This window comes from Salinisphaera japonica YTM-1 (assembly GCF_003788585.1).
Taxonomy (GTDB): Bacteria; Pseudomonadota; Gammaproteobacteria; order Nevskiales; family Salinisphaeraceae; genus Salinisphaera; species Salinisphaera japonica.
Map to the genome: position 1 here is coordinate 25177 of NZ_AYKG01000012.1, position 20244 is coordinate 45420.

Consider the following 20244-nt stretch of genomic DNA (forward strand, 5'->3'; position numbering starts at 1 on the left):
GTCAAGAATCATAACTTTCGCGATACGCTTCGGCCTTTGCTCAGTGGTCGCAGGTACTCATAGCGCATCATTGCTTTCACTTGCCACGTGCTAGCCATAGCGCCATTCAGGATGGACCCAGGTCGCCGGCAGCACGTCATCTATCGCGCTGTTTGGCGCCAGAACGTATCGCCTGGCGTTAATTCCGCGGATTCGATCATAGATGTAGATCGGCGCGACCTTGTGCGAATCGTTGGTTAAATGAGCATGTGCGCCGCCATGGGCGGATGGATGCGTGAGCTGAACCTCTACGCCCCCTCGTTGACCGATGGTCATATTTTTCACCTGACGTGTTCGCCTGCTCATCGTGACTGGCGTCGACCAAGACTCGGCTCGGCGCTCCCGCGACAGCGGTTGATCGCCGACCGGAGCGCACGAGTCTCCCGTAACAGTACGAATATGCTCAATCCGACGGGGAGCGGAAACACACTGCCGAAGCCGGAGCGCCCGATTGGAGAAAAGTACGGCCGTGCTTGCTCGACCGGTCAGATCCGATCTGAGGGCTGCTCGTTTTGGGAATGTGAGATTGCACAGCCCATCACCCGAAAGCTCGATCCAGTCGGTAAGGTCGAGCATGTGACTGTGAGGGATTTCAACCAGGATCGACTGAGGCTTTTGAGCCCTCGCAACAAAGTTGATCTCGTCAGCAATTCCCGACGCCGGCACCATAGGTAGCGAGACAGTCTGATCTGGCGGCGAGATGATGTTCTCGAACCATACGTACCCGAGCGGCGAACGTGAAGCGCCCTTCATGTGAGCTTCTACCAGATGCCGAATGTGTTGGGCAGCGTGATGTGACGATTCTCCCGAGTGTAGTAACAGCCGGACGCGATCGATACGGGCGCTGCTCGACGGCTCAAAAGAGCCGGCCCTAGCAGTGATGCTCGCCCAAGGGGCTAAGCCAACGATGCCTGCCCCGAACCCAGCGGCGAGCAGGCGCCGTCGATGTAAATCAACAGTGGTCATCACCGCACGTAGAAGATCTGCCCGGTCTGGCAGCCTTCAATACTCTTTTGGTACGCCATGCCCACTCGGGCGGCGGGGACTGTCTCGAAACCTGGGAAGAACTTGCCATATTTGGACCATGACTCATCCAGGACGCAGGGATTGACCGAGTTCAGCCGTAGCCCTCGCCCCAGCTCGAAGCTCGCACTGCGCACGAATGTTTCAACACCGCCGTTGGCCATCGAAGCGGATGCCCCGCAGGCGATTGGATCATCAACCATCACACCCGTTGTCAGCGTGAAGCTGCCGCCATCGGATAAATGGTGCTGACCGATCAACACGGTGTTGACCTGGCCCTTGAGCTTGCTGTTGATCGCGGTGTCGTTGTCTGCCGGTGTCAGTTCGCTCAACGGCTTGAACGCGGCACCACCTGCGGCGACGACAACCGCGTCGATCCGATCAAGCCGCTCGAACATCGACTCAATCGATTCTGGAGACGTCATATCGACCTGGATGTCTTGACCCTGGCGGCCGGCGCGAATCATGTCGTGATCCGATCCCATCCGGTCGATTACGGCCTGCCCGATCGTCCCGGAAGCGCCCATGATTAGAATATTCATCTGTTTCTCCTGGTTACATGAAGTTATCGGCCGAGGTAATACGTGGCGTTGAGCCAATCAGGCGGCTCAAGACCCATCACGTCCTGCAGGCACCGTTCGGCGGTACACAAAGCGCCTTCGACCCAGCCTTGCCGGTCGGAATATGCTTCGCCGACCACATGAATCGCCATGCCATAGCCAGGATTTCTTACCCGTTCCATGGTCTCTTTCACACCGACTCGTGGAAGCCAGGCGTGATAACCGCCACCGTAGGGATCGGCGGACCAATCCATAACAGCGACCGCCTCGGGGAAGGGCACGTCAGTCTCGTGGAGCTCTGACAGCTCAGCGACCGCTTCGGCGATGAGTGGATACCAGGCGGGATCGCGAAATTCGGATGGCGCGAGAGCCGTGGCTCCGGCGGTCGCTGGCGCTCGGTCGAGCTTTACCCACCTGTCACTCATTTGCGAAGCGACGCTTTGATCTCGCGGAATGAGCGCACGCCAGAATTCCACCGTCGACATGTCGTTGTAGCTAGCCAGCAGCAAGGCCTTGCCGGAATGACGATCTCGGCCGAAGTAGAGACACTGGCGAAGTGGCAAATCAGTGACGGATTTTCCGTATTCGAAGCCGCACGCATCCAACCACCAGGCTCGGTCAAAGAGCATGACCAGCTTGAAGGCCGGCGCTCCCTGTACCGAACGCAGTGCGCCGACGAACTCTCCGATCTGGCGGTCATCGAACATGAAGCTCGTCTGGTCGAGGAGCTCGATGGAACGGCGCGGTAGGGCGAGGATTATCCGGTCGGCTTCGACAGACCACTGAGCGCCAGCTATCTGATTGTTTATAACCAGCTGGTAACGCCGATTCTTGCCGGGCCTGATAGACACGAGCTTGTTCTCGGTCCAGAACATCTGCCTGGAACCATCGTCATAGCCATGCGTTGCCATTGCGGTGACGAGTTCGTCATATCCTCCGGTGATCGCGCGATATTCGCCTTCCGCCGATTCTTTATCACCGATCAGATAATGCAGCGCCTCCGCGGCGTTCCAGTTCTGGGTATCCGAATAGTAGCCACAGGCATCAGCCAGATACTGGTAATACTCGTGTGAAAGCTGATCCTTGATGACGTTCTGGAATCCGAGATCCCGGACAAGCATCCCGTCATAGGCACTGCCGGCGCGAACGTAACGGAGTGTCTGTTTAATTGCATCCCAGTCGGCCCTCGACAATAGAAGCTCGGCATCATCCTCAACGACATGAATCTTCCATCGAAATCGCCGAGCGACCTCGCTGTCGGCGAGCAAAACCCGTGCGGCGAGCATCTTGAATACGGCCCCCGGTGCCAGCCGCTGCGCACTCTGACCGATGTCGTAGGCGGATTGGCATGACTGTTCGCTGGACACCGCGGAGATCGCAGCTGAGACGCGCTTGCGGCGTAGATAGGCGAACCGGGTCTCATCGATTCCGTCGAGAAAGCGGTGCCAGTCGAGGGCGAGCACGTTCTCAATCAGGCTGGAGGTGATTTCGTGAGAGGTGTGATACCGCATGCCGCCAAGCTCGGCGATCAGATCAGTGCCTGGTACGGGGCTGGACAGCAGCCGGCCGCCGAGACGGCCCGAGCTTTCGAACAGATCGACATCCAAATCCTCCCCGGCGAGGCGCCAAGCGCAGTAACATCCGGCGACACCGCCGCCAATGATCGCGACGTCGGTCGTCACGCCTTCTTGCAAGTCGCTACGAGTGCGTGGTGGTGCGTCTGTGATTTTTTTGGTCGAGAACGTCATGCTAAGTCTCCAGACGGAATGGCGTGATATCGGTTGTCGTCTGGCCACGAAGCGCGAGTTGGGCGGACAGCCGACCAAGTTCAGGCGCGACTTTCGCGCACCAGCCGGCCGCGCAAACTGCGACGTTCGGGCCGCGAGAGATCAAATCCATAAACAGGGGTTGCTCGGTCGTGGACAAAGCCAGCATGCATCGACTCTGATATGCAGGCTCGGGGCGAAGGGACGGCATGTGTCTTCGAACCCATTCAGTGGTGCCGGCGAAATCGTCATCCGACGGTGTTCGTCGTGTCCTGGGGTCGTCGTAAACGGCAAATGGGTAATCCGGACAGACGCGCATATGGCCCGGCGGACCGTTGTCGACGGGTGGGAAACCGTAATAGAGGTCTGGCGAGCCGTCCGGGGACTGATGGAACGCGAACCAGGTGGGCAGTGACGCGGCTTTGGATGATTGGATCGGGTAATAGCAAGAAACCATGTCCCAGATCTTCACTGGCGCGCGATGACCGAATGGGGCGAGCGTTTCATTGATGAAAGGCCCCGTCGTTATGACAAGGCTTGCCCCCACGTACCGCTGGGTTGCGCTTGTTAGAACAACATGCCCACCAAACTCTCCAATATCGTCAATTCGCTCGTTGGAAACCATGTGAATGCCATGCTTGTGACATTCACGAAGGAGCACATCGATCGTCGATTCGAGATCAATTGTCCCGCCGTTCGGCTGCAGAAAGCCGGCATAGTCATCAGGTAGGCCAGAGAAGCCAAAGCGTTGTTCAAGGTCTTGAGCCGACACATCTTGGCTTGGGATGCCGAGCTGCGACATGGTTTTTTTAGCCGCGCCGATGCCGCCTTCGGTCGTCGTGAGATCGGCATGGCCGAACCAGAGGCTTCCTGAGTCACTAATAAGCGAAAATCCGGCTCGATCGCTTAAATCCTTCCAGAGCGGCACGGACTGCATGACCAACTCGGTCATATAGGGCTGGCTGTACTGATACCGGAATTGACGAGTCCGGCCGGCACTGCTCGATTGATCGTTTCCGAACTCGAACTGGTCGATGATCAATATGCGGTGGCCGGGGATCACAGGATGACCGTTCATCGTCTCGGCGGCGCTCAGTGCAGCCGATAAACCAATCGCGCCGCCGCCCAGAACCACCAAGTCATAGTGTCGATCCATGCTCACCGAACGCTCCCTCTTTGAAACTCAGACGACGAGGTGCTGAAGTCATCGTCTGAGAGTCAAAGTAGGCCGCGGGGCTTCCAATAACATTAGGCAAACCGCGCTTGACGTTCAGTTTTTGAGCAATGTTCCAAGCATTCCACGAACTGCATGGTGTAACCGTCTTTCATGGTCGTACCACTCGACCAAACCGGGCTCAGCAATTTCGCGTTCTCAATAGATCGAGACGTGCCCAGTCATAGGAATGCGGTCGGTCAAGGCCGCGGATAGACAGGACCCGCCGTGGGGTGAGACCGGGTCGCTGTAAAACCATCGTTTGCTATTGGCGGGTCAAGTCTCGACGCGATTGTGAGTTACACGATGCCGTTCAAGCCGATCGATCGAGTTGTTCGCGCACCTTGGAGCGGTATACGGCAGGCGCGTGCCCAGTATGGCGCTCGAAAATATCGATGAAACTCGATGTGTTTTCGTAGCCGAAGCTCAGCGCGATCGACTTGACAGAATCGTCTGTTTGCTCAAGTAAGCTCCGAGCATGATCGATGCGCGCTCTGGTCACTGCCGCCTTGGGCGAGAGCCCATATTTCTCTCGAAACACGCGACGGAAATTCGCCGGCGAGAACCCATGTCTTCTGGCAGTGGTCGATACCGAGGAAAAAGTTGAGCAATCCAGCAGCTCGCCGTATGCGGTCGACAGCCGCTCGGCTCTTTTTTCCTGGCTTACGGCCTTGGACTCGGGGCGTCCAAGCATCGTACTCAGCATATCCAGACTGGGTCTTGCGACTGCGAGCAGACCCTCGCGATTGAACTCGGCTTCGTGTGCGAGATAACGCGTGAAGCGGGCAACGTGAGGTGCCAAGCAGATCAGCGAGGTGTCCTGAGCATCAGAGCTGAGCAGGCCTTCATAATCCTGGTCCATGTTAATCACCAGAAACGATCCACCGGTTGGCGCGTTGAATGAATGACGCGCGCCTTTGAGAATATAAACGGCGTTAGACAAGTCGGCACGACCGCTCACCCCACCCGTTTCGAATTCCATGGGGGCGTTGAGCGGTACCACGAGTTGATGGCACTCATGGACATGAACCTGACCATCAAAGATGCACCGTGACAGATAGATGTCACCCGCGTAGTCGTCACGGGTACGTTGAGAGGCTGAATCGATGTCGGGCATCGCGGTTTGATAGATATATGCTTGATACACATAAAATCGACTAGCCGCAGCGGGATTTCAAGTAGCAAGGCATCTCTCCACGCGGTAGCGATCCGGCCGGTTGTGGTATCTCTTTGAGATGCCACACAAAATCGCTAACGTGAATTTTATATGAAACTTGGCCGCCCAAAGATCTGAATCGCCCGGGACCGTGGGAGGCTCCAATTCTTGACACACTGGAACCAGGAAACAGAGCAAACGATATTCCGTGGAACTCCAAGAGCGCGCAGTCCGGATGATCTTAGAACAACAAAGCGAGTACACCTCGAAGTGGGCAGCGATCGGCTCGATGGCGGCGGAATTCGGCTGCATACCCGAGCCATTGCGCCATTGAATCCGCCAGACTGAGCGCGAGATCAAAGAGCTGCGTCGTGCCAGCGAGATCCTGCGCAAGGCATCCGCCTAAATTCTCCAGGCGGAGCTCGACCGCCAAGGCATGTGATGGTCGACTGCATTCATCATCAACGCGACGTCTACGGTGACGAGTCGATTTGCAAGATTTGCCGATCCTGTCGTCTACGTACTATCGCGTTAAAACCGAACAAATCGAGCTAGCGCGGGGCAGAACGTCGCGCAAAACGCGGTGCGATCAACGCCAAACACCGCACAGTGACCCTACTCGGCGAGACTTTACGCTGTTCTATTATCTGCGTGTCAGGGCCATGCTGTTCATGGCCCCCCCCGTGCCCGCGAGCCGCAGCTATCGGCACCGGCGACAACTGAGCCCAGACCGTCATCTGGCTTCTGGCCGCGGCGACGATCCTCATGGGCATCTACCCGGCGCCGCTGATCGACCTGGCCGCCGTGGCTGGCATCACGCTCGGCAGTTAGTTTTCTGCCTTGGCGCCCTTGAAACGCCCGCGGTCGCCGGCCTTTTTGTTTCTGGTGCGCGAATAAGCTCGAATGTGGGTTTGGGGTCAGCCTAAAACCTGGGCGTCGTCGCAGTTTTCGACGTACCGCGTGGGCTGGGTGATCAAAGACGCCCGCCAGGCCGCGGACCTGCGCTAACGACGAAACGATCGACGATCACGCGGTTTCGATTCGGATGTAGGCTAATTCTGGCGCCGAAGATAATCGCTCGGTCACGGGGTGGCATCGACGAATACAAGCTGTTTATCCGCCGATTGACGCCGATGAAACGCAGATGGTTTTCCTGGGCAGCCAGCATCGAGTCGTCGTCATTCGTTTGGACAACGTCGAACCCAAGTAAACAATATTTAAAGCAGCACTCGTTCCGTATTTCCTATATGCGTCAATCGGCGTCCGTCTGCGGACTATCTTTTCCTATTCGCGCCTATTCGCGTTTATTTGCGGATAAAAAAGAAGAACAAAACGCAAAGCCTAAATACGAACCAAAACCCCAGGGTTCATTCGATTATTCGGGTCCAGCGCTTTCTTGATCGCTCGCAGCATATCGATTTCGACCGCCGGTTTGAGACGCACGATTTCATCGACCTTGAGCCGGCCGACACCGTGTTCGGCGGCCACCGAGCCCTGCATGGCCGCCACACGATCGTGAACCACGCGGTTCAAATCGGCCTCGCGGGCGCGGAAATCCTCGGCCGTCATGTCCAGCGGGCAGCTCAGGTTGAAATGCAGATTGCCATCACCGACATGGCCGAAGGCACAGGGCCGGATACCGGGTACGACCGCGGCGACATCGTCGGCCGCGGCGGCCAGAAACGCCGGCAGCTTGGAGACGGGCAACGAGATGTCGTGCTTGATCGAGGCGCCTTCGGCGGTCTGCGCCGCAGGGATCGATTCGCGCAGGCGCCATAACGTGCGCTGATCGTCTTCGGTTTCGGCCACGGCCAGGTCGCGGATATCGTCGCGCTGCTGGGCCGCGGCGAGTGCCGCGTTGAAAATACCGGCCAACCAGTCGCCGCGAGCGGCGGTGGCCACCTCGATCAACAGATACCAGTCATGGCGCGGCTCGAACGGCCATTCGCAATCTTCGGTATGGGCGACCGCCAGCGCCAGCGCCTGTCGCGACATCAGCTCGCAGCCGGTGACCTGATCGCCGGTTTCATCGCGCAAGGCCCGCTGGATACGCACGGCGGCCGCGGCGTCACGAACCGCACAGAAGGCCACGCCGCGTTGGCGCGGCGGGTGCGCCAGCGACAGCACACAGGCGGTGATCACGCCGAGCGTGCCCTCCGAACCCACGAACAGATCGTTCAGGTCATAGCCGCTGTTGTCCTTGCGCAGGCCCGTCAGGTTGTCCCAGATACGGCCATCTGCCGTGACGACTTCCAGACCCAGCACCTGATCACGCGTATTGCCATAGCGAATCACGTTAAGGCCGCCGGCATTGCTGGCCAAGTTGCCGCCGATACGACACCGCTCGCGCGAGGCCAATGCGATCGGCAGATAAAAGCCTTCGGCCTCGGCAGCATCCTGAGCCGCAGCCAGCGTACAGCCGGCTTCCACGGTCATTGTCGCGTTATCGGTATCGATCGCGCGGACTGCGGTCAGGCGCTCCAGATTCATCAGAATCTGGCGCTCGGGATCATGGGCCGCCGAGCCGCCTACGGTGCCGGTGTTGCCGCCCTGCGGCACGATGGCGGCGCCGTGCGCGATCGCCACCGCAACGACATCGGCCACTTCGGCCGTCGAGCCGGGCCGCACCACGACACGCGCGACCGGGGCGAAAGCGCCCCGCCATTCGGTCAGATAGGGTACGGCGGCCTCGGCGGTCGCATCGATGACGAAATCTGCGCCGAGCTTGGCTTCTAGATCGGTGATCAACGGGTTGGAATCAGCCGTCATGCTCAGCCCACCAGATCGGCCATGGCCGCTTCCAGATCGGTGAACACGAATTCATAACCCAGCGTCTGGAGTTTGCGCGGCACCGCGCGCTGGCCGGTCAAAAGCAGATGCGACATCTCCCCCACGGCCACCTTCAATGCCGGCCCGGGCACCCAGGCAAACGAGGGCCGATGCAGCACGCGCGCCAGCGTGTCGGTGAACGTCTGATTGGTGACCGGCTCGGGTGCTGCCAGATTGAACGGCCCGCGGGCTTCGTCGTTATCCAGCAGAAAACGGATCGCCCCGGTTTGATCTTTGATATGAATCCACGGCATGTACTGCTCACCCGAGCCAAAATGCCCGCCCAGGCCGAACTTGAACGGCGTGATCATCTGCGCCAGTGCGCCGTCCTTGGCCCCCAACACGATGCCGGTACGAATCAAGCACACCCGCACGCCGTGCGCTTCGGCCTTCAACGCCTCGGCCTCCCAGTCACGACACAGATCGGCCTGGAACTCGTCGCCCGGGGCTTTTTCTTCGTCCAGCACCTCGGTGCCGCGCGCGCCGTAATACCCTACGGCCGAGCCGCTGACCAGCACCGCCGGCGTAGTGTCACACGCGCCGATGAAGGCCACCAGATCGCGCGTGATCGACAAACGCGACTCGCGCATCTCTTTCTTGCCCGCATCCGTCCAACGCCCGTCGGCCAGATTTTCACCGGCCAGGTTCACGATCGCCTGGGGCTGACTCGCCTTGTCGAGGGATTCGATACACACAACCGGCTTGGGCAGCGTCTTCTCGGCCGCGGCCTTGTCGCGCGTGAGCACCTCGATCGCCCAGCCCTCATCGAGCAACTGTGGAATCAGGTGGGTACCAACAAAACCGGTGCCGCCGGTGATCAGGATGTTCTTCATGACTGCGCGCTTTTCGCCGTGTTACATCGTTAGAATACGCGTTCAGCTCGGGCGTTGATGCCTCGGCTCAATTAGTGGGCGCACCGGCAGCCTGCCAGGCCGCCCATCCCCCAAAATCCGTGATATCGACGACGTCGTGGCGATCGAGCGCGGCACCGGCCTCGCAGATGAAGCCGGTATGCCACTGGCCGTCGGCGAGCTCGACCTTGCCAAGGCCAAGCGGCGCGGGGATATCGGCTAGGAAGCTTCCGACATGAGCCATGGGCAGGCGCCAGACCTCGATGGCGATAGCCGCGCCTTCGGCATCACGAACCAGCGCCGGGCGCGGCGGCTGATCGGCCGTCATGGCCTTCAGTCGATAGCCCGACGCGGTCCTCCCCGCATGGATACATACGCCCCCACGCGCAACGAGCTGGTAATTGAGCGCCAGGCCGCTCAGATGGGCCCCGCAAACCACAATATCCAAGCTGCCATGACGTGCTGGCGTAAGCCCCGGCAACGGCTCATGGGGCCTACCCGTCGCCCCGAGTGGCAAACCACAGGCATCATCGAGCACACGAGCCGCGCTCAGCAGACGCAAATCCTCGAACGCCGCGCCAAATAATGTGACCCCGGCCGGCATGCCCGTATCACTGAAGGTTACCGGAACGGCCAGCGCGCTGTAGTCGAGCAGATTCATGAAATTGGTCCATCTACCCAAGCGCGTGTTGAGAGTGACAGGTTCGGCGCTCACTTCGGCCTTGGTCGGATGACAGACCGTAGTGGGGGCAACGACAAAATCCACCGTGGCCAGCGCCTGGTCGGCTAGATGCTTGCATTCAGCCAGACGATACATGGCATCAAAGGCCTCGACGGCACTCGGCTTGGCTCCGCCCTGAATGATCTTACGCGTAACCGGATGAAAGACATCGGGCTCGCGTTCAAGCAATGAGCCAACCGCATGATAACGCTCGGCCAGCCAAGGCCCACCGTAGAGCAGCGCCGCTGCATCGAGCATCGGTTGGCAGTCGATGGTGATGGCCTGGCCGCCGGCCGTCTCGAGCGTCGCCACAGCACGTTCCATCGCGCGGGTGTAAGCGGTTTCGGTCTGCCATTGGGATCGTGGCGGCACACCGAAAACGAAACCCGGCGCGATCTGGCCATAGCGTTGGCCGGCGGCCTCGAAACCGTGTGACCGGGCCTGTGCACAATCCACATCGTAATCGGCCGCAACCGAAAAGATGGTGTTCGCGTCGTCGGCGGTGAGCGCGAACAGGCTGATCGTATCCAGGCTTTTACAGGCCGGCACGACCCCAGCGCTGCTCAACAGTCCCAGGCTCGGCTTGACGCCGAACAGGTTATTAAACGCGGCCGGTACGCGGCCCGAACCGGCTGTATCGGTACCCAATGCGAAAGATACCTGGCCCGCCGCCGTAACCACCGCGGAGCCACTGCTCGAGCCGCCGGGAATATAGTCTGCGTCAAAGGCATTGCCGGGCGTGCCGTACTCGGCCATTGCCCGCTCACCCACTAGACCGGTGGCAAATTGGTCGAGATTGGTCTTGCCCATCGGTATCGCCCCGGCCGCGATCAAGCGCTCAACGACGTAGGCATGGCGCTCTGGCGTATAAGCGTAGGCCGAGCAGCCGGCAGTCGTCGGCACCCCCGCCAGATCGATATTGTCCTTGATCGCAAACGGTAGGCCATATAGCGGCAGATCGTCGGGCGAATGCCTGGCCAGAGCGGCAAGGTAAGGCGCAAGTTCGACGCGCGAAAGCCGATAGATCCAGCTGGCATCGCGCTCCACCTCGTCGCTAGTCGCCAATAACGCGTCGATGACTTCTTCAGGGCATGTATCACCGCGGCGATAGGCCGCGTGCAAGGCGCTGCGGGTCAGTGAATCAGTTTTATGATAGGTCATGTTAAGCAGCCTGTCGGGAACCCGGGGGGGGATACGGGCGTCGTCACTGGCCATCGGCCAATACGATAATTGGCTGGCCAGCCGTTACCGCCCCACCTTCTACGATCGGCAACCGAGCGACCCGTCCGGCCCGACGGGCCACGACTTCTATCTCCATTTTCATAGACTCGACGAGAGCCACGCGCTGGCCGGCGGAAACGTCGTCGCCTTCGCCGATCTCCAGTTTCCATAAGCTGCCGGACACAGGACTGTCGATCGCAATCTCATCGGCGCCAAGCGCCGTGCTTTGGCTGGCCTCGGGGGTATGGTCCTCGAATGTGAACTGGCCGTTGGCCCGCCAGCGCGCCATCTCCTCGGCGAATGCCGCATCGCGACGGGCCGTGAACGCGTCGATATCGTCCTGACGGGTTTCCAGAAACGCTTCGTGTTCGGCCAGAGAAAACTGCGTTTTTTCCATATCCAGCGCGAAGCGGCCCTGCGGGAAATCGGCGCGGATCTGCATCAGCTCCTCGTGGCTGACTTCATAGAAACACAGCTGGTCGAAAAACCGCAGTAGCCACGGATTATCGAAATAGCGGGTCTTTCGATACCGATTCCACATCTGCAACGTCCGGCCCACGAACTGATACCCGCCAGGGCCCTCCATGCCGTAGACACAGAGATAAGCACCACCGATGCCGACCGAGTTTTCGGCCGTCCAGGTACGTGCCGGGTTGTATTTCGTTGTGACCAGGCGCTTCGTCGGGTCCAGCGGCGTGGCCACCGGCGCGCCGAGATAGACATCGCCCAGGCCCATCACCAGATAGCGCGCGTTAAAGACCACGTCGCGGATATCCTCATGGCTGTCCAAGCCGTTAATGCGTTTAATGAAATCCAGGTTACTCGGACACCAAGGCGCATCCGGGCGCACGCTGCGCTGGTATTTGTCGATCGCTTCTTGGCAGGCCGGGTCATCCCAGGACAGTGGCAGATGCACCACGCGAGACTCGACGACCAGATCCTCGACGTTATCGAGTTCCTGTGCGGCCTGGCCCAGATGGGCCAGCAGAGCAGCCTGTGACAATCGCGCCGGATCGTAATGGATCTGCAGTGAGCGAATGCCCGGCGTGAGTTCGGCAACGCCTGCCAGGGGGTGCTCCTGGAGCCAGAGCATCCATGCATGGGCGCGAAAACGCAGGCCAATGGCCAGCTGCATCGCGCCGAACTCGATGAGCAGGAAATCGTCCCCGGCGCGGCGGTAGACGATACGGTCATCCGGGTCGTCGGCTTCGCGCGTCGCGATGACCGGATCATCGCGTTCGGCGCGCAGCGGCTCTTGCTGCACCGGAGCGAGATCGGCCAAAACCTGCTCCTGCGCCTGTTCCAGCGCCCGGGCACGCGCCAGCGCGATCGGTACGAAACGTACACGATCACCGGCGGCAAGTTGGCCCAGCTTCCAACGCTCGGCCCGGACCGTGGTGGCCGGGCAGACGAACCCCCCCAGTGACGGCCCATCCGGCCCGAGAATCACGGGCATATCACCGGTGAAATCGATGGTGCCAAAAGCATAAGCATTGTCGTGGATATTCGACGGATGCAGCCCGGCCTCGCCGCCGTCTTCACGCGCCCATTCGGGCCGCGGTCCGATTAAGCGCACACCGGTGCGGCTCGAGTTGAAGTGCACCTCCCAATCGGCAGCGAAAATCGTATCGATATCGTCGTCGGTGAAAAAATCAGGCGCCCCGTGGGGGCCGTAAAGCACACCAATTTCCCAGCGCCGCCCACCATCGTCGTCGCTGTCTTGCCCAAAGCTCGGGACCAGCGACGGTGCAAGCGTACGCGCTGACACCGGCGCATGCTTGGCCAAAGCAAGAACATCCCCGCCCCGCAAGGCCCGGCCGGCATGGCCGCCGAACTGGCCCAGGGTAAAAGTCGATCTAGAGCCTAGATACACCGGGCAGTCGATACCGCCTGCGACCAGTAGATAGGCACGTGCCCCGCCGCCGCTGACACGTCCGCAGTCGAGTACGCTACCCGCGGCCACATCGAGCACCGTCCAACCTGTAACTGCTTCACCGTCGAGGGTAGCAGCCAGCGTGGCACCGGCCAGCACGATCTGGGTCGCGCGGTTGAAACACAGCTGCGGCCCGGTGAGAGTGATTTCCAACCCGGCCGCATCGGCCGGATTGTCCAACAGCCGGTTGCCCAGCCGAAACGACCAATCATCGAACGGCCCAGACGGCGGTACGCCGACATCCCAAACGCCGGTACGCCCCGGCACATCCTGGATCGTGGTCATCGTGCCGCTATCCAGCACATCGATGGTCGGCGGCGCCCAGGACAGATCCGCCAGCCAACGGGTATGAAAATCAGCCGTCGCAAATCGCGTGTCGGCCAGTACATAGGACAGCCAGCTACGGTTGGTCTGGATACCATAGAGCCGGGTCGCGTTCAGCGTATCCACCAGGCCGGTGGTCGCTTCGTCTCGATTGACGTCGTGGACAATAATTTTGGCCAGCATGGGATCAAACAGTGGCGATACTTCAAGGCCCGCCTCGATCGAATGATCGATTCGCAGCCCAGGCGCGGTAGGAAAAACGACCTCGGTCAGCAACCCTGCACTGGGTCGAAAATCCTTGTGGGGATCTTCAGCATAAAGCCGTGCCTGGATAGCGTGCCCGCTCGGCACAAGCACTGCGGCTCGCGCGGCCAGATCGGGCAATTCACCGGCCCCGAGTGCCAGCATCCACGCCACGATATCCACGCCCCAGACCATTTCGGTAACGCCATGCTCGACCTGCAGGCGCGTATTAACCTCGAGAAAATAGAAACGCTGCCGGTTGGCGTCGTAGATGAACTCTACCGTGCCGGCGCTGCGATACGACACCGATTTACCGAGCGCGACCGCGGTCTGCAACAGCGCGTCTCGTACCGCTTCCGGTAGAGCCGGGGCCGGACATTCCTCGAGCACTTTCTGGTTACGACGCTGTGTCGAGCAATCACGCTCACCCAGAGCCACCACTTCGCCCTGCCCGTCACCAAACAGCTGAACTTCTAAATGCCGGGCTTTTTCGATATAGGCCTCGACGAACACACCGTCGTCGCCGAAATTACGCTGGCCCAGCCGACGCACGGAATCGAAAGCCCGTTCCAAACCCGCCTGGTCATGACAGACCTGCATACCGATACCGCCGCCGCCGGCGGTAGATTTGAGCATCACCGGATAACCGATACGCTCTGCCTCACCCACTGCGGCAGCGGTATCGGCCAACAAACCTGAGCCGGGCACCAGGGGCACGCCAGCGTCCTCGGCGATACGCCTTGCTTCATGCTTCAAGCCAAAAGCGCGTACCTGTGCCGGGGTAGGACCCAAGAACACCAGACCAGCGGCTTCTGTATCGGCGATGAAGGCCTCGTTCTCGGAGAGAAAACCGTAGCCCGGATGAATCGCCTCGGCGCCGCATTCACGCGCAATGGCCAATATTTTTTCACTTGCGAGATAGGTATCAGCCGCGCTGCCCTCACCCAGGGAATAGGCTGCATCAGCCTGCTGCACAAATAGCGCATCGCGGTCGGCTTCGGCATACACCACGACAGCGGCGACCCCCAGTTCACGCAGCGTGCGCTGGATCCGCGTGGCGATCGCCCCGCGGTTAGCAATAAGAACTTTCTTGAACATGGCGACGTGACTACATCGATGCGGGTCGTCCCGCGGAGGCATACGACATCACGGGTCGTCCCGTACGTCTGGACCAAGTTGATTCGAGTCTGGCGGCTCAGTCCCAGACCAGAATATCTAGCGGCGTGGGATTGAAACCGCTACAGGGGTTATTGAGCTGCGGGCAGTTGGAAATCAGCACCACAACATCCATCTCGGCCTGCATCTCCACGTACTTGCCTGGCGCCGACAGACCGTCATCGAAATACAGTGCGCCGTCGGCAGTGACCGGCACGTTCATGAAGAAATTGATGTTGTGAGCGATATCACGTTTGTCGATGCCGTATTCAGGATGATTAGCAATCGCCAGCATCCAGTTGTCACGACAACTGTGCATATGTCGTTTTTCTAGGTCGTAGCGCACGGTGTTCGATTCGCTGGCACAGGCGCCGCCCAAAGTGTCGTGGCGCCCGACCGTATCGGCGGTGATCGTAAGCATCGGGTTGTTCAGATTCGAGCGCAGGGTCGAGCCGGTCGTCAGATACACCTGCGCTTGCTCACGTACGGTATCCATGCAGCTATAGCGCTCGGCCGGATCGGCCAGATTGAAAAACAAGGTATCGGCGGCCTCGTTGCCCTCAACGTCCACCAAGCGGATCGTCTGTCCGGCACGAACCGGGCCGATGTAATGTTCACCCGCTGGAATACGATGCTGAAACACCGCGTTTTCAATGTGTTTGGTACTGCTGATCGTCATGTCTTGCTCCCTTGTCGGGCCGCGCTTAGGCAGCACCCAGGTGATACAGGCGATTGTTGGCAAAGCCGCGTGCGTTCTCGGCGCAGTGGCGATAACAGACATCGTCATCACCCACGGGTGCGGCCGAGCCCAGTCCGATGGTTACGCCACGTTTGGGATAGTCCGCGGCCGGATCCAGCGGGTGTGGGCAGGTATGCAGCGCCACCAGCGTGTCCATCTCGAAGCGCAGCGTGAGTGAAGCACCGGCCTGGCAATGCCCAGGCACGTAAGACAGCCGGCCGTCGTCATCGGCCACGACCTTGCTGAACAGGTTCAGATTGGCCGCCAGATCTCGCGCGCCCAGCTCATACTTGGCCAATTCGATTAGAAAACTATCGTGGCCGGTCTGGGTGCGATCGTTCAGGGCATCCTGGAAACTGACCGGCTGCCAGCCTTTTTCGATCATGTGGGCCGCGTGCAAATTACCGCCTACGCTGTCGTGCCAACCGAGGTCGTCGGCGACGATCGAGGCGAATATTCGTCCCATGTCCGAAAACAGACAGTGGCCGGTCGTGAGCTTGAACGTATGCTGAGCCTTGAGCGTGTCCGGCAGGCTCAAGCGTTCGAGCAGGTTTTCCGGGTTGTAAAAGAGCATGCTGACGTTGGTATCGGCGGCCTCGGCGCTAAGCGTCATCGTGGTGCCGCGGCGCAGGCGAAGCGACCAATGCTGGCCGCCGGGCAGAAATGTTTGATAATCGAAATCAGCCATGGTTCAGACCTCTTCGGTTGCAGGGTGTGTAGCCGAGGCGCCGCGTGCCAGCGTGGCCGCCGCTGCCGCCTTCATGTCGCGGTTGCGATCCACGTCTAGATCGTAGGTAATCGTCGCACCGTAGGCATTCGGCGCCTGGGGATCGTGTCGAACCTTGTCGAACACCCAGACCCGCGTGCCTAGCGAAAAGGCCTCTTCCAGGTCATGGGTGATCATGAACACAGTCAGCCCCAGCTCTTTCCAGAGCCGGGTGATCAGCTCGTGCATATCGCCTCGGATGCCGGGATCAAGCGCCCCAAATGGCTCATCCAATAGCAGGATGCGCGGACGCATCATTAGCGCCTGGGCGATAGCAAGGCGCTGTTGCATGCCGCCAGACAGCTCGTGCGGGTATTTGTCCAACGCATCGTCTAGGCCGACCTCGCCAAGCCGTGCCACAGCTGCCTCGCGTGCCCGTCGGCGACGCTTACCAAACAGCTTGCCCAGCACTGGCGCGCGCGCCAGCTCCTCGGCCATCATCACGTTGCCCAGCACGCTCAGGTGCGGAAACACCGAATATTTCTGGAACACGACGCCGCGGTCCGGGCCAGGTTCGCCCGGAATCGACGCGCCGTTGAGTGCCAGTTCGCCGGCCGAGAGGGCTTCGGTGCCCAGCAACATTTTTAGGAACGTGGTCTTACCGCATCCCGACGCCCCGACAACGGTGACGAACTCACCGGCCTCGACCGTGAAATTGAGCCGCTCGAGTACGACGTCGGTGCCGTAGTGTTTCTCGAGATTTTTTGCGTACACCAAGCTCATGCCGAGGCCTGCTCATCCACGTGATACCAGCCGAACCACTTGCGCGAGATCAAATAAAGCGCGCGGTCGATGATGAAAGCCAACAACGTAATCCAGGCTACGTAGGGCAGGATCACGTCCATTGATAGATACCGCCGTACCAAGAAGATGCGATAACCCAGCCCTGACTGAGCGGCAATCGCCTCAGCCGCGATCAGGAACAGCCAGGCACTGCCCAGTGCCAGCCGCGTGGTCGAGATCAAGCGCGGGGTCAGCTGGGGCAACAACACGCGAATCAATACCTGCCACGAGTTTGCACCCAGCGTCTGTGCCTTGATGCGCTGCTCTTCGGGTAACCGCAAGGCCTCGCCCTGCAGATCGCGAATCAAAAACGGCGTGATGCCGATCACGATCAACGCGATCTTGGCCATCTCACCTGTGCCAAAAACAATGAACAGGATAGGCAAGATCGCCATGGGCGGAATCAGTGAAACCACCGTGATGAGCGGCGAAAACGGAGCACGAAACAGCGGGATTCCGCCGCTTACCAGCCCGAATATCAGTGCTGCCGTGGCACTGATGGCAACGCCGATACCCAGACGTTGCAAGCTCGCGCGCGTGTCGGCCCAAAGCGCGATCTCGCCGCTACGCATATCGGCCTGGGTGGCCATGCGCGTCATTGTCTGGCTCATCTGCTCGGCGGTCGGAAAGAGCCGCTGGTTAGGATTGAACTCGGTCTTTTGATTGGCTATCGCGATATAGGCCGTAGCCAAGACAATGAACGGCAATAACGCCAGCGCAATACGCAGACCACGCCCACCACGTAGATTGATCAACCGCTTCATGACGGGCTCCCGGTGCGGGTATCGCTCACTTCGCCTGCTCAACGTGCGTCGTAAAGCGCGGATCAAAACGCAGCTTTATATTGCCGCGATTCCCGTAGACCCCCGCCGGCGTACGGATGCCGATCACGTCAGGCCCCGGTGCAGACGGCCCGAGCAGGCCTTGTTCGAAACTGAAACGGGCCACCTTCTTCATGGTGTCCAGCAGCTCGGGATCGGTCATCAGGGCCGCCGCATTGGCCGGGTCGGAGTACAGATGGGTTGCGGCCAGCTGTTTGCGATAGCCGGCCAGGTCGGTCCCGGCCGCTTCGGCCATGATCGACAGTGCCTTCGGATCGTCGGCTGCCATTTTGGCCATGGTTTCGTACCAGGCACCGGCCAGTGCCTTACCCAGATCCGGGTTGGCCTTGAGAACATCCGTGTTCACGATCGTCAAATCTAGAATTTCACGAGGAATCTGCTTGGAGCTGAAGATCATATTCGCCTCCGGCATATTCGAGATTACCGAAAGCTGTGGGTTCCACGTGACGGCAGCCGTGACATCCGGATTGGCGAAGGCTCCGACAATATCGGCATCTGCCGTATTGACCGGTGAAACATCACGCTGGCTCAACCCGACGCTTTCCAGTGCCCGCGACAACAGATAGTCCGACACGCTGTACTGCACCAGATTGACCTGTCGGCCCCGGATATCTTTTAGCGAGCGAGCGTTCTTGAGCACCACCCCGTCGTTGCCGTTGGAATAGTCACCGAGAATAATCACGGTGGTATCGACCCCGCTGGCGGCTGGCAGCGTCAGCGCATCCATATTCGTAGCCGTCACGCCGTCGACGTTGCCCGATGTGTACTGATTTATCGACTCGACGTAATCGTTGACTTGGACCAGATCGATATCGATGCCGTACTTATCTGCCCATTTGTCGACAACCCCCTGGCTGTCGGCATAGGCCCATGGCATCCAGCCAACGTATATCGACCAAGCGATACGAAAATCATCGCGTGCATGCTGTGCCATAGACACCGGCGATACGGCCAGAAGAACGGTCGCGATAAAGAAGACAGACAGCTTTTTCACGGTCATTGATGGCCTCCAAGGTCATCTTCGAATAAAAGCCGGAGGTATCGAGCACAGCACCCTGTGTCTGACCTCCCGGGCTTTTATCCCGCCGTGTAACCGCCGCTGTCTCGCGTCCGGTCGATCGCTCTCGGTCCAGGCCCGGCGACTGCCAGCGGAACCCTAGCCATCCATTGTTCTTCGTGCGACAAGCCTGCTGCTGTCGACACCTTTCAGCTGAGTATTACCAAGCACAGAGCGTGCCAGAAGCATTAAGCATCTGATTCGAATGGAACAACCGCCTGAACGCGACTCGAGACCCTCGCCTATGCTCGGTGCAACGCACCGATCCCGAACAAGCGATACGCCGAATGCACCATTACACAGCAATGCGGGCAATCGCCTGGCGAAACCGCATCACTGCTCTTTCGGCCTCTTGCTCTGTGCCGCGGAATATCGCAACATCTCGGATGTCGAGCGGCGGTAGCTCAGTTGGTAGAGCGCGACCCTCCCACGGTCGAGGTCGCGAGTTCGAATCTCGTCCGCCGCTCCATTCCCTCTCTCTCACGCGGCTGTAACAGCCCGGCGTCTTTGAGCGCCTGTGTTGTGGCCACAGCGACCGCTTGCGCGCGGGCGCGCAGATTATCGGCATCCGGCGGGTTTTCGATCGCCAATTTGGCCGCGATCGCCTGGGTTTCGGTATCGATCACGCTTACGCGATAGGCCGGTGCCCCGTTGGCCAGGACTTGACGCGATGTGGTTGTCGGGTCGATCAGCTCGATCACGAGGGCGGCCTGGGCGCCGGAGGTGCGCATGGCGCGTTGGCGCGTAGCGCTGTCCTGGGGCGACGTGGGCGTGGCGATCGCCAGCATGGGCACACAGGCATGCCCGGCCTGTCTCAGGCGCGCGCAGAGTGCTTTTTCGAAGCGGCCTTCGATCACCAGATCCTTGAACGCGCCATACGCCAGAAAGCCGTCGTAGGTCTTGTCGTGCGCGCCGGCTGCCAGATAACGCGCAGCCGGCGGCGCGCTCGCACAGCCGGCGAAAAACAGCGCTAACACAACCAGGATGGCCAGACTAGCCCAGCGAAAGACAGACATATACAAG

14 protein-coding genes, 1 tRNA gene, 1 pseudogene, 1 riboswitch and 1 other annotated feature are annotated in these 20244 nt (G+C 59.9%); of the genes and pseudogenes, 2 read left to right on the forward strand and 14 right to left on the reverse strand.

Features of this window, described 5'->3' with window-relative positions:
• Nucleotides 1-90: 90 nt before the first annotated feature.
• The 5 genes from SAJA_RS04830 to SAJA_RS04850 form a co-directional block, all read right to left on the reverse strand.
• On the reverse strand, nucleotides 91-792 hold the full coding sequence (locus SAJA_RS04830; RefSeq protein ID WP_123657538.1) for a hypothetical protein: 702 nt from the start codon (nucleotides 790-792) through the stop codon (nucleotides 91-93).
• 212 nt (nucleotides 793-1004) lie between these two features.
• A complete protein-coding gene (locus SAJA_RS04835; RefSeq protein WP_123657539.1) occupies nucleotides 1005-1604 on the reverse strand; it encodes a short chain dehydrogenase in 600 nt (199 codons plus the stop codon).
• 23 nt (nucleotides 1605-1627) lie between these two features.
• Entirely contained in the window at nucleotides 1628-3370 is a 1743-nt protein-coding gene (locus tag SAJA_RS04840; RefSeq protein WP_123657540.1) for a flavin monoamine oxidase family protein, read from the reverse strand.
• A gap of 1 nt (nucleotide 3371) precedes the next feature.
• Entirely contained in the window at nucleotides 3372-4544 is a 1173-nt protein-coding gene (locus SAJA_RS04845; RefSeq protein ID WP_245963232.1) for an FAD-dependent oxidoreductase, read from the reverse strand.
• Between the two features lie 370 nt (nucleotides 4545-4914).
• Nucleotides 4915-5718 (reverse strand): helix-turn-helix domain-containing protein, encoded by an 804-nt coding sequence (locus SAJA_RS04850; protein WP_123657542.1) that lies wholly within the window; start codon nucleotides 5716-5718, stop codon nucleotides 4915-4917.
• Between the two features lie 379 nt (nucleotides 5719-6097).
• On the opposite strand from SAJA_RS04850, the pseudogene SAJA_RS15580 reads away from it, so the two are divergent.
• A pseudogene (locus tag SAJA_RS15580) lies at nucleotides 6098-6287 on the forward strand (IS3 family transposase); the annotation flags it as partial.
• Nucleotides 6157-6272, forward strand: a sequence feature (AL1L pseudoknot). (Overlaps the previous pseudogene by 116 nt.)
• Nucleotides 6288-7098: 811 nt before the next feature.
• Here the strand turns inward: SAJA_RS15580 and SAJA_RS04855 are convergent.
• The 9 genes from SAJA_RS04855 to SAJA_RS04895 form a co-directional block, all read right to left on the reverse strand.
• Nucleotides 7099-8526: an FAD-binding oxidoreductase gene (locus tag SAJA_RS04855; protein ID WP_123657543.1), complete on the reverse strand. Its 1428-nt coding sequence runs from the start codon at nucleotides 8524-8526 to the stop codon at nucleotides 7099-7101.
• Between the two features lie 2 nt (nucleotides 8527-8528).
• Nucleotides 8529-9419 (reverse strand): TIGR01777 family oxidoreductase, encoded by an 891-nt coding sequence (locus tag SAJA_RS04860; protein WP_123657544.1) that lies wholly within the window; start codon nucleotides 9417-9419, stop codon nucleotides 8529-8531.
• A 67-nt stretch (nucleotides 9420-9486) separates the two neighbouring features.
• Nucleotides 9487-11319: an allophanate hydrolase gene (atzF, locus tag SAJA_RS04865; protein ID WP_123657545.1), complete on the reverse strand. Its 1833-nt coding sequence runs from the start codon at nucleotides 11317-11319 to the stop codon at nucleotides 9487-9489.
• Between the two features lie 43 nt (nucleotides 11320-11362).
• Complete coding sequence (gene uca, locus SAJA_RS04870) at nucleotides 11363-14977, reverse strand: urea carboxylase (RefSeq protein WP_123657546.1); 3615 nt, start codon at nucleotides 14975-14977, stop codon at nucleotides 11363-11365.
• Nucleotides 14978-15074: 97 nt separating this feature from the next.
• Nucleotides 15075-15713: an urea amidolyase associated protein UAAP2 gene (locus SAJA_RS04875; RefSeq protein WP_123657547.1), complete on the reverse strand. Its 639-nt coding sequence runs from the start codon at nucleotides 15711-15713 to the stop codon at nucleotides 15075-15077.
• Between the two features lie 25 nt (nucleotides 15714-15738).
• Nucleotides 15739-16461 (reverse strand): urea amidolyase associated protein UAAP1, encoded by a 723-nt coding sequence (locus SAJA_RS04880; protein WP_123657548.1) that lies wholly within the window; start codon nucleotides 16459-16461, stop codon nucleotides 15739-15741.
• A gap of 3 nt (nucleotides 16462-16464) precedes the next feature.
• Nucleotides 16465-17262: an ABC transporter ATP-binding protein gene (locus SAJA_RS04885; protein WP_123657549.1), complete on the reverse strand. Its 798-nt coding sequence runs from the start codon at nucleotides 17260-17262 to the stop codon at nucleotides 16465-16467.
• Nucleotides 17259-18086 (reverse strand): ABC transporter permease, encoded by an 828-nt coding sequence (locus SAJA_RS04890; RefSeq protein WP_123657550.1) that lies wholly within the window; start codon nucleotides 18084-18086, stop codon nucleotides 17259-17261. Before SAJA_RS04890 ends, SAJA_RS04885 begins: the two co-directional genes overlap by 4 nt.
• A 25-nt stretch (nucleotides 18087-18111) precedes the next feature.
• Nucleotides 18112-19164: a putative urea ABC transporter substrate-binding protein gene (locus SAJA_RS04895; protein ID WP_123657551.1), complete on the reverse strand. Its 1053-nt coding sequence runs from the start codon at nucleotides 19162-19164 to the stop codon at nucleotides 18112-18114.
• A gap of 64 nt (nucleotides 19165-19228) precedes the next feature.
• Nucleotides 19229-19335: riboswitch (guanidine-I (ykkC/yxkD leader) on the reverse strand.
• A 279-nt stretch (nucleotides 19336-19614) separates the two neighbouring features.
• Here SAJA_RS04895 and SAJA_RS04900 point away from each other — a divergent pair.
• Nucleotides 19615-19690, forward strand: a tRNA-Gly gene (locus SAJA_RS04900).
• Nucleotides 19691-20244: the final 554 nt, after the last annotated feature.